This window comes from Yersinia similis, assembly GCF_001053095.1.
Taxonomy (GTDB): domain Bacteria; phylum Pseudomonadota; class Gammaproteobacteria; order Enterobacterales; family Enterobacteriaceae; genus Yersinia; species Yersinia similis.
The window spans coordinates 15,777-29,806 of sequence record NZ_CGBP01000025.1 but is presented as its reverse complement, the minus strand read 5'-3'; the positions used below and the strand labels follow the sequence as shown (position 1 = coordinate 29,806).

Below are 14,030 nucleotides of genomic sequence, written 5' to 3'. Positions count from 1 at the left end.
AGTAAACCGTTATACTAGCGTCAGTTGTCTATTTAAGGGTGAGTATTTAAGAGGCGGTTATGCTATTAATTTTGCGCACGGTTCTGGCTGTTTTATATTGTTTTCTAGTGTGTGTGTTTGGTTCGATTTATTGCCTATTCAGCCCGCGAAATCCCCGCCATGTGGCAACATTTTCGCATCTATTTGGTCGGATGTCCGTGTTGTTTGGCATTACGATTGAGCAGCGTATTCCTGCAGAAGCAACTAAATACGGCAACTGTATCTATATTGCCAACCATCAGAATAATTACGATATGGTCACCATGTCGAATGTAGTTCAGCCCGGTACCGTGACGGTGGGCAAAAAGAGCCTGCTGTGGGTGCCCTTATTTGGCCCGCTCTATTGGTTGACGGGTAACCTGCTTATTGATCGTGACAACCGTGCCAAGGCTCACAGCACCATTGCTCAGGTGGTTGAACAGGTGCAGAAAAGAAATATCTCTATTTGGATGTTTCCAGAAGGCACTCGCAGCCGTGGCCGTGGTTTATTGCCGTTTAAGACTGGCGCGTTCCATGCGGCGATTGCTGCAGGTGTTCCTATCGTACCGATCTGTGTTTCTAACACCAATGGTATCAAGTTAAACCGTTGGTCGAACGGTAAAGTGATTATTGAGATGTTACCGCCCATTGACACCTCCGGCTACGCTAAAGAGCGCGTTCGCGAACTGTCTGAGCATTGCCGTAATTTGATGTTGGCTAAAATTGAGCAGTTAGATGCTGAAGTGGCTCAATAGTCAGTTACTGAAAAATAATGTATTTGTTTCTTCGGTGCTGACTATTGTCGCACCGTGTGGCGGTTATGTTTATCGCCACGAATTTGAAATGTTGGTTTAAGCGACTCTGGTCGTGAGCGTTTTGCCGCCCTTCAGCGTTATTCGCAGTCAGGCAAAATTTTGCAGTGGGTTTGATTGTGGTTTTCACGGAGAAGATATGTCACTCAGTCGTCGCCAGTTCATTCAGGCTACGGGCTTAGCGCTTGGTGCTGGCTCACTGCCGTTGAGGGCACAGGCTAATAGTACTCAGCAACCTCGGTTACCGGTGCCCCCCTTATTAGAATCTCGCCGCGGCCAGCCGCTGTTTTTAACTTTACAGCGGGCGCACTGGGCATTTAGTGGTAATAAGAAAGCCGCTGTGTGGGGAATTAACGGCATGTATCTGGGGCCGACGGTCAGAGTTTTTAATGGTGATGACGTTAAGCTCATCTACAGCAACCGGTTGACTGAGCCGGTATCAATGACGATCAGTGGGTTACAAGTCCCTGGTACGCTGATGGGCGGAGAGGCCCGGATAATCCGCCCCGGAGAAGATTGGTCACCTGTATTGCCGGTACGTCAGCCGGCGGCAAACTGCTGGTATCATGCCAATACTCCTAACCGAATGGCTCCTCATGTCTATAACGGGCTGGCGGGGATGTGGCTGGTGGAAGATGCGGTCAGTAAAGCGATGCCGTTGCCAAGTCACTATGGTGTCGATGATTTCCCTCTTATTATTCAAGATAAACGGTTGGATAATTTTGGTGTGCCGGAATATGACCCGCCTGCCAAAGGGGGCTTTGTTGGGGACACGTTATTGGTTAACGGGGCGCAAAGCCCATTTGTTGAAGTCTCTCGTGGGTGGGTACGTTTACGTTTATTGAATGCGTCTAACGCCCGCCGCTACACCCTGCAACTCAGTGATGGCCGTCCTCTGTATGTTGTTGCCAGCGATCAGGGTTTTCTACCTGCGCCAGTGGCGGTACAGCAACTTTCTCTTGCACCGGGTGAACGGCGTGAAGTGGTGATTGATATGTCACAGGGCAATGAAGTCTCGATCACTGCTGGTGAATCCGCCGGTATTATGGATCGCCTGCGTGGGTTATTTGAGCCATCAAGTATTTTGATTTCTACCTTGGTGCTGACATTAAAACCAACGGGGTTATTGCCATTGGTGACGGATAATTTGCCTATGCGTTTATTGGCAGATCAGATTATTGAAGGCAGTGTGATCCGTTCCCGTGAATTCCAACTGGGGGATAATCTACCGGGAATTAACGGCGCTATCTGGGATATGAACCGAGTAGATGTGCAGGCTCAGCAGGGGACATGGGAGCGTTGGATAATACATGCTGATATGCCACAAGCATTTCATATTCAGGGCGTTTCTTTCCTGGTGAAAAGTGTGAATGGTGCGGCGGCAATGGCGGAAGATCGTGGTTGGAAGGATACGGTTTGGGTGGATGGTACGGTTGAATTGTGGGTGTATTTCAATCAGGTTTCATCACCGCAATTCCCGTTCTTGTTCTACAGTCAGACGCTGGAAATGGCTGATCGTGGCTCGGCGGGGCAGTTAGTGACGGTGGCAGCACCGACGCTTTGATCACGTTTTGGTGACGTGGTGATCGGTTCGGTTGCTATGGCTTAGCTCAGCTAATCTCCGTAGCTTCAACCGCCAATGGGGCCATAAGCGTGGCCCCATTAGGATCCTGCGCTTACACATGTCTCGCTTGCCTGCTTAGCAGGTGTACTGATATGTACTTTTATGGTCAACAACTAATTTCAAAGCCATCCTTTTTGGCTTTCGCCTGATAATCAACCTGCTATCATCTCTATTTGGGGCGGTATCTAATCGCCGTTAACAAAAAAATAAAATTAACTTATGGGAGAATTAAACGAATATACGCATCTCTGCTGATAGAGAGGGTATACTCTTCCAGTTCATCAACTTTATTTTCTTTTAGATAAGATACTTTTTTATCGTTTGCTCTTTTATCTTCACCCAAGATCAAGGCTATAACATAGTTTATGTCCGTGATGTTATTTTTCTCATAAAGCGAAATAGCATCCTGATAACAAGGTAAATATTTTCTATCTATTTTTTCTTGCAACATGCATTCTAATAATTTTACACTTGGATTTTCTTTTTTCTCGTTAATTTTCTTGTATTCAATGTAAGCTTCTTTATATTTTCCTGTTGATGTGAGTATGTTGGCATACATATTGTTGAGAGTTTTATTATCTTGGTTTTTTATCGTTAACTCTTTAATCTCATGTAAGTATAAATTTAACTCTTCTTTGTTATCAGCCATTACGGCTTTTTTCATTAGGATGTTTGCTTCGTTTATAATATTTTGATTGGCAAGGCTATTATTCAAAGAAAAAATAAGAATGGCACAGAAGATAAATGTGTTTTTTAATGGTTTCATTTTTTAATCTCTGGTCTGAATGGGGTCAGCTTTATTTCTTTTTTCGTGCTCTTAGGCATAGGGGGCGCACCACTAGAATAGTCTTCATATGGTTATTTATGTCAATTATTTCCATAAATTCATCTAAAAATCAGATTTTTGCCCAATTATATTTTGGCTATCACTGTCGGCACTCTAACTATTCTTTGAATCAAAAATCCTTCTTTGAATCAAAAACTGTTCTTTGAATCAAGAAACCTTCTTTGAATGAAAAACTGTTCAGATCAGTGCCTCGGTTGAAAATCATTCGGTGATCACCTTCGCTGGGTGGCCTAAGCCAAACCCCTATCACCACACTACGATCAACTGAATCTGACAGCCTATCCATGTCATCAAAAGATATATCCTTCCTCTTCACATGGATAACCGCGTATAATCGCCGGCCGGTGATGATTTCTTAACCCGAACCACCTCAACTTTCCCCCTATTAAAGAGTGTTGCCATGAGTATCAGCTTGATCCAACCAGAGCGTGACCTGTTTTCTTATCAGCCTTATTGGGCTGAATGCTATGGCACCGCGCCATTCTTACCTATGTCACGGGAGGAAATGGACATATTGGGTTGGGACAGTTGCGATATCATTGTCATCACTGGTGATGCCTATGTTGACCACCCAAGCTTTGGTATGGCCATCGTAGGCCGTATGCTGGAAGCTCAGGGATTTCGGGTCGGGATTATTGCTCAGCCAGATTGGACGAATAAACATGATTTTATGCGTCTGGGAGAGCCGAATCTGTTCTTTGGTGTCACGGCGGGCAATATGGATTCGATGATCAACCGCTATACGGCTGACCGAAAACTGCGCCACGATGATGCTTATACGCCGGATAACCAGAGTGGTAAGCGGCCAGATCGCGCGACATTGGTGTATAGCCAACGCTGCAAAGAAGCCTATAGCCATGTGCCGGTATTACTGGGCGGCATCGAGGCCAGCCTGCGCCGTATTGCTCACTATGACTATTGGTCTGATACTGTACGCCGCTCGGTGATCGTAGATGCTAAAGCGGACATGCTGGTGTATGGCAATGGCGAACGGCCATTGGTGGAAGTGGCGCACCGTTTGGCTGCGGGTGAGAAAATTACGGATATTCAGGATGTCCGTAACACCGTTGTGATGCGTAAGACACCATTACCGGGCTGGAGCGGGGTGGATTCTACCCGTCTGGATAAACCGGGCCGTATTGAAGCCATTCCCAATCCTTACGGTGAAGACCTGCCGTGTGCGACCGATGATATGCCGACACCGGAGGCCAAACCAATAACCGTGCGTGCGGCCAAACCGAAGCCATGGGAAAAGACCTACGTTTTACTGCCTTCATATGAAAAAGTGAAGGCGGACAAAGTGTTGTATGCCCATACCTCGCGGATTTTGCATCATGAAACTAATCCCGGTTGTGCGCGGGCGTTGATGCAGAAACATGGCGATCGCTATATTTGGATTAACCCACCGGCGATCCCGCTGAGTACCGAAGAGATGGACAGTGTATTTGCACTGCCTTATCAGCGCGTTCCGCACCCGTCCTACGGAAAATCGCCGATCCCGGCCTATGACATGATTCGTTTTTCGATCAATATCATGCGCGGCTGTTATGGCGGTTGCTCCTTCTGCTCTATTACGGAGCATGAAGGGCGCATTATTCAGAGCCGCTCTGAAGACTCTATTATTCGTGAAATCGAAGAGATTCGCGATAAAGTCCCTGGTTTTACCGGTGTTATCTCTGATCTTGGCGGGCCTACCGCGAATATGTATATGCTGCGCTGCCAGTCCCCTCGGGCTGAACAAACCTGCCGCCGGGCGTCTTGTGTGTATCCCGAGATTTGCCCGCACATGGATACCAACCATCAGCCGACGATCTCTTTGTACCGTCGAGCCCGTGATTTGAAAGGGATCAAAAAGATCCTGATCGCCTCCGGCGTTCGCTACGATTTGGCAGTAGAAGATCCGCGTTATATCAAAGAGTTGGCCAGCCACCATGTGGGCGGTTATTTGAAAATCGCACCAGAGCATACTGAGGAAGGGCCGCTTTCTAAAATGATGAAACCGGGTATGGGCAGCTATCAGCGCTTCAAAGAACTGTTTGATACTTACTCGAAACAGGCCGGTAAAGAGCAGTATTTGATCCCTTATTTCATCTCCGCACATCCGGGTACTGAAGATAAAGATATGGTGAACCTGGCGCTGTGGCTGAAGAAAAACCGCTTCCGATTGGATCAGGTGCAGAACTTCTATCCGTCACCGTTGGCTAACTCGACCACCATGTATTACACCGGTAAGAACCCGTTGGCGAAAGTGGATTATAAAAGTGAAGAGGTGGTGGTTCCCAAAGGGGATCGTCAACGGCGGTTACATAAAGCATTACTGCGTTATCATGATCCGGCTAACTGGCCGATGCTCCGCAGTGCGCTTGAAGATATGGGGCTGCAACATTTGATTGGTGCTCGTCGTGAATGCCTGGTGCCGGCTCCGACCTTGGAAGAGCAGCGTGAGGCACGCCGTGCTCTGCGCCACCACACACCGGCACTGACCAAGCACACATCGATCACCCGCCAGCGCCAGCCGAGTAATAGAGCACCCGCAGCCTCTGCTGGCAAGAAGGCTCCGACGGTGGCTAATGGCACTTCTTCAGCGCACAGTACTTCTGCAAATCAAAGTACTTCTGCAAATCAAAGTACTTCTGCAGCCCACAGTACGCTCGCAACCAAAAAATCAGCGGGTAAAACGGGCGCAAATAAAGCTGCGGTCAATAAGCCATCTGCCGGATCCAGAGGGAAAAACAGGCAGCATTAATTGAGGTTATTGACAAAGTGCCCGCGACGGAGAGAACAGGCAGATCGTAAAGACGCCGTAAATACATCCATGTAGGCTCGAGCCGCGCCATCCTTGGCGCGGACTCTTTACTCCTCTGCCTATCCTCACCGTTCAAGATCGCGTCATCGGGGTTTGTCAGCAGTCTGATTAAGTGGTTCTTGCTGGCCTAAAATCAGCGGTCAGATCCGAAAACTTCCGGGTCTGGCCCCAGCCGTTTGCCGCAATCCAGTTTAGCAATTGCCACCAACTCCTCTTTTTGCAGTTTAAAATCAAAGACCTCAAAGTTTTCTCTGATACGCGCCGGTGTTACTGATTTGGGGATAACAATTAGCCCACTGTCCAAATGCCAACGGATCACGATTTGTGCGGGCGTTTTATTATATTGCTGAGCGAGCTTACGGATAACCTCTTGATCAAACACGCCTTCACCACCCTGTGCTAACGGGCTCCAGGACTCGGTTGCGATATGATGGGTGGCATTCCAGGCATGGAGTTGACGTTGTTGCAGCAACGGATGCAGTTCTATCTGATTGACAGTAGGGGCGATGCCCGTCTCATCAATCAACCGTTGCAGATGAGGAATATGGAAGTTACACACACCGATACTGCGGATCAAACCTTGCTCTTTTAGTGTGACGAGTTCACGCCAGGCACTGACATAATGGTCTTGTTTTGGATCCGGCCAATGGATCAGGTAGAGGTCAACATAATCCAGTTGGAGCTTTTGCAGACTGGTTTCCAAGGCTTGCTGAGGATTATGTTGATCATCATTCCACAGCTTCGTGGTGATAAACAGTTCATCACGAGCAACGCTCGCCGCCTTCAGTGCCTTGCCCACACCTTCTTCATTTTTATAAATAGCGGCGGTATCAATTGAGCGATAACCGATTTCCAGTGCCTTACTGACCGCAAGCTCTGTTTCTTGAATACTTGCCTGCCAAACGCCGAGGCCGAGTTGCGGCATCAAACGCCCATCGTGCAACTTGATAAGGGGTTGCATTGTCATGTTTATCTCCTTGGCTTACTGATTGGGCTGCATTAGCCTGTTGCTGATAACGTAAGTTTAGTCGCTATCATTTTTATTTATGACTTTGCTAATTATTAAGCCCTATCACATAAGGGTAGTAGGGTTATGTGTGAGTCATGTCGCTATGTACAGACAATATTATTATGGGCAGCTAATCATCATATCGCCCAGTTAATAGCAGGCGAAAAAAGTGAGTGGTAGGTGAAAAAGAAAATATACCTAAAATCATTCGGGTTGTCGGTAGCTAGCAACTGAGTGAGTAATAGCCGCCAACGTATATGTAGCCTGACGTCTAACGGGTATAAACAGGAGAACTGGCAGCATGACATGCGGTAATACTGCCAGTTCTAGTACAGGATAAATGCAGGTTAAATCTTATATAAAGCGGTTATACCGCCGCTTCATAGATACGTTTGCTGTCAACTAAGGTGATGTCACTGTGTTCACCCAGCTTGGTCATACCGTGCTCTTCCAGCTTTTTAATCAGATCTGGAATAGAACTGCCGTCTAGTTTGTAGGCGGATAAGCGAGTGGGCACACCCAGGCTTTCGAAGAAGTGACGGGTCGCTTCAATCGCCGCATCAATGCGTTGATCTTCACTGCCCTCACGCAACCCCCAGACACGCTCTGCATATTGCAGCAGTTTGGCGCGTTTTTGTTGTTTCTTCGCAACCAGCAGGGCCGGTAACACCACTGCCAATGTTTGTGCATGATCCAAACCATGGCGTGCAGTCAACTCGTGGCCCAGCATATGAGTCGCCCAGTCCTGCGGTACGCCGGCACCAATCAGGCCATTCAATGCCATGGTGGCGCTCCACATAATATTGGCGCGGACATTATAGTTTTCCGGATCTTGTAGTGCTTTCGGGCCTTCTTCAATCAGGGTCAACAATAGCCCTTCAGCAAAGCGATCCTGTACTTTGGCATCCACGGGATAGGTCAGGTATTGCTCAATGGTATGAACAAAAGCATCGACCACACCGTTAGCCACCTGGCGTGGTGGCAAGGTATAAGTGACCACTGGATCCAGCACGGCAAACAGGGGCTGGACATGGGGTGAGAAGAAGTGCTGCTTATCTCCGGTGCTACGGCGGCTGATAACTGCGCCATTATTAGCCTCAGAACCTGTTGCCGGTAAGGTCAGAACCGAACCCATTGGCAGCGCTTCAGTAATATCGCGCCCTGTGGTTTCCAGAATGTGCCATGGATCTTGCGGATAATTGACTGCAGCAGCAATAAATTTGGTGCCATCCAATACTGACCCTCCACCAACGGCCAGCAGGAAGTTGATACCTTCAGTCCGGCATAGCTCGACAGCTTTCATCAGAGTTTCATAGGTTGGATTGGGTTCTATGCCGCTAAATTCCAGAAAATCAAAGCCTTTCAATGCTTTATGAACTTGATCCAGCACGCCATTTTGTTTAATGCTGCCGCCGCCGTAGGTAATCAAGATCCGGGCATCCGCCGGGATCTCTTGAGTCAATTGCGCGATTTGACCGGTACCGAACAGCACTTTAGTGGGGGTATGAAGGGTAAAATTTTGCATGATTTCTCTTCCAGCTTATGGGATGAACAGTAAAAAATAGGTGTTGCTGCTTCGCTATAAGGTGATGCAGTGAGTATTTATCAGTAACCGCATCACTGTGCCCGGAGCGCTTTTTAGCCAATGTGAGTGCGATTTAGCCAATATTAGTACAAGTATAATAACGATGTACTTAATTTCATTGGTAACCATTGTCGGCAACTTAAGAACAGACCTCAATGCACATTTCTGCCTTGCTCTTGCCTATTTCTCCAGATCACTGTAGAAAACCCAGCAAATAAGACACAATCTATGTCAGATTGTTTTGAACAGTAGGTTTTTTGGTAATCGATCACTTGGGGTAACAAATAGCATGGTCTCTGTTATCCAAAGTCATACAAAAGCGGACGAGGGCGTAATGATTGATGTGATTGATATTCAAGCACAAATGGCAGATAAAATTGCGCGTCTGGCTCAAGGTGATGGTTTAACCCCCTCAACGGTATCTGGGGTGAAAATTTTGTACTCTACAGTGCATCAACCGCGAACACCGGTAATGTACACCCCCAGTGTGGTAATTATATTTCAGGGACACAAAGTGGGTTATCTGGGCAGTAAAGTGTTTCAGTATGATCCAAAAAACTACCTAATCCTGAGTGTTCCTCTGCCGTTTGAGTGTGAAACATTTGCTAGCCCTGAAATACCATTGGCCGGGATTTCCATTCAAGTAGACAGCCGGATGTTACAAGATTTAATGATGAGCATGGGGGATGACGAGCTGGAAAAACCGCCGGGCAATACCTCGGGTGTGAACTCCGCCCCTCTGACAGAAGAGATGCTGTGTGCAACCGAACGGTTACTGGATGTGATGTCCATTGCCCGTGATGCCCGTGTCCTTGGCCCCCAAATTGTGCGGGAAATTCTCTACTACGTATTGTGTGGGTCATGCGGTGGGGCCTTGCAAGCGTTAGTTAACCGCCATGGGCACTTTAACCAGATCACCAAAACATTGCGGCACATCGAAAATCAGTTTGCCGATAACCTCAGTGTCGAGCAATTAGCGGCAGAGGTAAATATGAGTGTTTCAGCATTCCACCATAACTTTAAAGCAGTGACCAACACCTCTCCACTGCAATATCTGAAGTCTTACCGATTACATCGGGCGCGCATGATGATGCTACATGATGGGCTGAAAGCCAGTACTGCGGCGATCAAAGTGGGTTACGAGAGTGCCTCACAATTCAGCCGTGAGTTTAAACGCTACTTTGGTCATACGCCGAGTGAAGATGTTGCCAAACAGCGTATTAATTGACCCTTGACTGAGGAGCGATAGCTGCAACCAAGGCCTCATAGAAACGGCGTATCAGACGCCGTTTTATTCACTTAGTTACGCTATTCGGTGGTGCTCTTGCGTTTGCACCATACCAAAATCAGTGTGCCGACTAAACCGGCCAATAACAGAACAATGGGTAAAATCATCAGTACTGTCATCACCTGATTTTCATACTGTTTAACTAACGGAACATGGCTGAGGGCAAAACCCAAGCCCACGACGCTGCCAACCCATAGCAGGCCACTTAGCCAGTTAAATAACTGAAAACGCATACTGTTTAGGCCAGAAATGCCTGCCAGTGTTGGTAATAACGTACGGACAAAAGCCAGAAAACGGCCCATCAACAAGGCGGCTAAGCCATGGCGAACAAACAGGGTATGGGCGCGCTGACGGTATTGAAGAGGGAGCTGTAACAACCATCTTTTCACCACCGACGTATCACCCAACCAGCGGCCTTGTAGATAACTTAACCAACAGCCTAAACTGGCGGCGGTGGTCAGAATGATCAGCGTGGGCAGGAAACCCATGACCCCTTTGGCTATCAAAGCACCGGCCAATAGCAACAAGCTATCTCCGGGGAGAAAAGAGGCGGGAAGTAAACCGTTTTCTAAAAATAGGGTGGTAAAAAGTATACCGTAAATCACCCAAATAACATTTGGGTCAGCCAGTTTACTAAAATCCTGTTGCCAGAGAGCATGAAGGATTTCACGTAATACATCCATTTCTCTTCCTGTTTGCCTAACGTGTGAGGATATCGTTGGTGGGTATCAGTATATCTTTAATGAGGTGAAATCACGTTGATCTTATCCCCAATAACTCAATTTGGCAGGCGATATAAACCTATCGTTGGTACTTTTATGTAAGGGAGCGTTAATGCACCAGGAGTTGATAGCGCATTAACGGAGTGGAGACATCTATTGTACGGTTTGAATTCGCTCAAATCCTGCGGCCAGATCGTCTTGCAAATCTTGCACATTCTCAAGGCCGATATGCAGACGGAATAATGTCCCTTTGATGCCTTCCGCATCATATTTGCGGATCGCACGAATATCCTTCGGCTGATAACCTAATATCAGCGATTCAAACCCACCCCATGAAAAGGCCATGCTGAAATGGGTAAAGTGATCCAGATAATTTTCCAGTTGCTGCTGGGTTAATTCTTCTTTTAATTCAAAAGAAAACAAACCATTACAGCCATGAAAATCCCGTTTGTAGAATTCATGGCCCTTGCAGCCTGGCAGTGCGGGATGATAAACCACCGCCACTTCTGGGCGCTCTGCCAACCAGTTAGCGATTTCAATGCTGTTTTTCTCATGTTGTTTTAACCGGACGCTTAACGTACGTAAGCCCCGGCTGGCAAGATAGGCGGTATCAGCATCGACCATCTGACCCATCAAATAAGAGTCTTCACGCAGTTGTTCCCAGCAGCGGGCATTGGCAACCGCAATGCCCAGCATGGCATCAGAGTGACCAATAATGTATTTAGTACCGGACTGAATAGAGATATCGATATCGAAATCCAGTGCTTTAAATAGCACACCAGCGGCCCAGGTATTGTCCATCATGATAACGACATCCGGAGCCACCGAACGGATGGCCGTAACCATCGCAGGGATATCCTGCACTTCCATGGTGATGGAACCGGGTGACTCAAGAAATATCACTTTGGTTTTCGGGGTAATCAGTGAAGCAATCCCTGCACCTATCATGGGATCAAAATAGGTGGTCGTGATATTCATGCGCGATAAAATTTTATCGCAGAAACTTTGGGCTGGCTCATAAGCTGAGCCAGTCATCAGCACATGATCGCCAGTAGCGACAAAAGATAAAATAGCATTACTGATGGCGGCGGCCCCACAAGGATAAAGCACACAACCTGCCCCCCCTTCCAGTTCCGTCATTGCCTCTTGCAACGAGAAGTGGGTCAATGTTCCTCTGCGGCCATAGAACAACTCACCATTGCCCCGATTGATCGTGGCATGTTTTTTCGCTTTTACTGATTCGAAAACCAGAGATGATGCTCGCTGGATCACGGTATTCACCGAGCCTTGAGTAAATTTTTTACTTCGCCCTGCGCTGACTAATGCTGTTTCCAGTTTTTCTGGGGCTGCTTTATTCACTGCCATAATTGTGTTGTCACCTTCGTATAAGCCAGACTAGTCAATCGCCAGCTAGCATTCATTTTGGGGATGTATTCCTACGTTAGCATGATGATTGTTGTCTGAGAGTAGCTTTTACCATGAAAAAAACTAAAGAGAGCGACTCGCTGTTTTCTGCTGTTTTGCGGCAGAAAAATTCTGTGTAAATAACCAAACAGAACATTTATTAATAAATAGCGCCTTAAGAGGGCGGCTACTGACTTAAGCGTTCTTCTATTCAATCAATCACTTCTTCCTTATGGATGGGCGGTTAGTTAGAAGCAACAGCTAACAACAACCGTTAGTTCGGCGTGGGGGCACCGTCGATATTGACTTCATTCTTTCTTGCGCTCAAAAAAAATCTTGCCAAATACTAATGATAATTACTATCAATCCGCTGTTTGTTTGATATGATCAAAAGCTGATTTTGTCCTTAAATTGACATGCATATTGGGTGGAGGCGCAGCGTGAAAATAGCTGGCAAAGAGATTAAAGAGACATCACTAGTGCAAGGCCGGGTGATGAAAGGCGTGATGGTATTATTACTGGCTACAGGTTTAGCGGGCCATGCACAAGCCACACAAGGCAACGGCAGTGCGGTTGCGGCTACGGTTACCGCACCCACAGCGGCAACGTCAACCCCGTTACCTGCACCAGAAATTACCTCGGTTGCTGCAATACCTGAATCAACACCAGAGTCAGTATTAACATCAGAATCAGTATTAACGTCAGAATCAATACCAGCACCTATGGTTCAGCCCGTTACGGCTCCAGTACCACAAAAGCTGGCGATGGATTTATCTGTCTGGGGTATGTATCAGAATGCGGACGTGGTTGTTAAAGGTGTCATGATTGGCTTGGTGCTGGCTTCTATCGTCACTTGGACCATTTTATTCTCTAAAGGAACTGAATTATTCCGCGCTCGCCGTCGGTTACGTCAAGAGCATGATGTGATTGGTGCCGTGACCGATCTTGATACCGCTTCAGAACGAGCAGAAGATTTTGCTCAAGACAGCGTAAGCAGTTTGTTACTGCGTGAAGCACTGAACGAGCGCTTGTTGTCGATAGAGTCAAATGACAATAATGGTATTAAAGAACGTACTGCTTTCCGTTTGGAGCGACGGGTAGCCGCCATTGGCCGCCAAATGGGCAAAGGTAATGGCTTCCTGGCAACGATTGGTGCGATTTCCCCCTTCGTCGGTTTGTTTGGTACGGTTTGGGGCATCATGAACAGCTTTATCGGCATTGCCCACTCACAGACCACCAATCTGGCGGTTGTCGCTCCGGGGATTGCCGAAGCGTTATTGGCAACGGCGTTAGGGCTAGTCGCTGCGATCCCTGCGGTCGTTATTTATAATATCTTTGCTCGCCAGATCGGAAATTATCGTGCTCAAGTGGGTGATGTTGCGGCACAAGTATTACTGCTGTTGAGCCGCGATTTAGATTTAGCCAGTAGCGCCGAAGTAAAGTCCCCTCGCCATCCTCATCAATTACGAGCAGGGTGATTTATGGCAATGCGAATGAATGATTCCCTCGACGAGAGTGGAGAACTACACGAAATTAACGTGACGCCGTTTATTGATGTCATGTTGGTGCTGTTGATTATCTTTATGGTCGCCGCGCCGTTGGCAACGGTAGATATCAAAGTGGATCTACCTGCATCTTCGGCAGTACCGCAGCCGCGGCCAGAGAAACCGGTATTCTTGACGGTTAAAGCGGATAACCAGCTTTATATCGGTGACCAGCCAGTTGACCGTGAAACATTAGCCACGGCACTGGACAAAGTGACCCAATCCAATAAAGAAACCACGATTTTCTTCCAGGCAGATAAAGTGGTGGATTATGAAACCTTGATGAGCGTGATGGATGCGCTACGTAAATCAGGCTATCTCAAAGTTGGATTAGTGGGTGTGGAAGCGGGATCCAGCGGCGCACAATAAAT

General features: G+C 47.4%; 11 protein-coding genes and 2 pseudogenes. 7 read left to right on the top strand and 6 right to left on the bottom strand.

From position 1 onward, the window contains the following. The first annotated feature begins 59 nt into the window (after positions 1 to 59). Together AC971_RS16320 and ftsP are read left to right on the top strand one after the other, a co-directional pair. Positions 60 to 773: a 1-acylglycerol-3-phosphate O-acyltransferase gene (locus tag AC971_RS16320; RefSeq protein WP_038402009.1), complete on the top strand. Its 714-nt coding sequence runs from the start codon at positions 60 to 62 to the stop codon at positions 771 to 773. Positions 774 to 969: 196 nt separating this feature from the next. Beyond that, complete coding sequence (gene ftsP, locus AC971_RS16315; RefSeq protein WP_025381427.1) at positions 970 to 2,394, top strand: cell division protein FtsP; 1,425 nt, start codon at positions 970 to 972, stop codon at positions 2,392 to 2,394. A 277-nt stretch (positions 2,395 to 2,671) separates the two neighbouring features. On the opposite strand, the gene AC971_RS16310 is transcribed toward ftsP, so the two are convergent. Then, positions 2,672 to 3,220, bottom strand: a complete 549-nt coding sequence (locus AC971_RS16310) for a hypothetical protein (protein ID WP_025381426.1) — start codon at positions 3,218 to 3,220, stop codon at positions 2,672 to 2,674. A gap of 481 nt (positions 3,221 to 3,701) precedes the next feature. Here AC971_RS16310 and AC971_RS16305 point away from each other — a divergent pair, with 481 nt between their 5' ends. Continuing rightward, positions 3,702 to 6,047 (top strand): YgiQ family radical SAM protein, encoded by a 2,346-nt coding sequence (locus AC971_RS16305; RefSeq protein WP_048677749.1) that lies wholly within the window; start codon positions 3,702 to 3,704, stop codon positions 6,045 to 6,047. 2 nt (positions 6,048 to 6,049) lie between these two features. Here AC971_RS16305 and AC971_RS25240 read toward each other — a convergent pair. Next, positions 6,050 to 6,118 (bottom strand): annotated as a pseudogene (locus AC971_RS25240) (gluconate 5-dehydrogenase); the annotation flags it as partial. Positions 6,119 to 6,240: 122 nt separating this feature from the next. Next, positions 6,241 to 7,074 carry a 2,5-didehydrogluconate reductase DkgA gene (gene dkgA / locus AC971_RS16300; RefSeq protein ID WP_025381424.1) on the bottom strand — a complete coding sequence of 278 codons (834 nt, stop codon included), beginning with the start codon at positions 7,072 to 7,074 and terminating at the stop codon, positions 6,241 to 6,243. Between the two features lie 126 nt (positions 7,075 to 7,200). On the opposite strand from dkgA, the pseudogene AC971_RS25235 reads away from it, so the two are divergent. Then, positions 7,201 to 7,431: pseudogene (locus tag AC971_RS25235) on the top strand (hypothetical protein). A 52-nt stretch (positions 7,432 to 7,483) separates the two neighbouring features. Here the strand turns inward: AC971_RS25235 and yqhD are convergent. Next, on the bottom strand, positions 7,484 to 8,641 hold the full coding sequence (gene yqhD / locus AC971_RS16295; RefSeq protein WP_025381423.1) for an alcohol dehydrogenase: 1,158 nt from the start codon (positions 8,639 to 8,641) through the stop codon (positions 7,484 to 7,486). 394 nt (positions 8,642 to 9,035) lie between these two features. Between yqhD and AC971_RS16290 the strand changes: the two genes are divergently transcribed. Beyond that, on the top strand, positions 9,036 to 9,929 hold the full coding sequence (locus tag AC971_RS16290) for an AraC family transcriptional regulator (protein ID WP_025381422.1): 894 nt from the start codon (positions 9,036 to 9,038) through the stop codon (positions 9,927 to 9,929). Between the two features lie 80 nt (positions 9,930 to 10,009). Here the strand turns inward: AC971_RS16290 and AC971_RS16285 are convergent, their stop codons facing one another. Both AC971_RS16285 and metC read right to left on the bottom strand, forming a co-directional pair. Then, positions 10,010 to 10,672, bottom strand: a complete 663-nt coding sequence (locus AC971_RS16285) for a DedA family protein (RefSeq protein ID WP_025381421.1) — start codon at positions 10,670 to 10,672, stop codon at positions 10,010 to 10,012. Positions 10,673 to 10,864: 192 nt separating this feature from the next. After that, on the bottom strand, positions 10,865 to 12,076 hold the full coding sequence (gene metC / locus AC971_RS16280; RefSeq protein WP_025381420.1) for a cystathionine beta-lyase: 1,212 nt from the start codon (positions 12,074 to 12,076) through the stop codon (positions 10,865 to 10,867). Between the two features lie 479 nt (positions 12,077 to 12,555). On the opposite strand from metC, the gene exbB reads away from it, so the two are divergent. Together exbB and exbD are read left to right on the top strand one after the other, a co-directional pair. After that, positions 12,556 to 13,593, top strand: a complete 1,038-nt coding sequence (gene exbB, locus AC971_RS16275; RefSeq protein ID WP_162471856.1) for a tol-pal system-associated acyl-CoA thioesterase — start codon at positions 12,556 to 12,558, stop codon at positions 13,591 to 13,593. Positions 13,594 to 13,596: 3 nt separating this feature from the next. Continuing rightward, on the top strand, positions 13,597 to 14,028 hold the full coding sequence (exbD, locus tag AC971_RS16270; RefSeq protein ID WP_025381418.1) for a TonB system transport protein ExbD: 432 nt from the start codon (positions 13,597 to 13,599) through the stop codon (positions 14,026 to 14,028). Positions 14,029 to 14,030 lie beyond the last annotated feature (2 nt).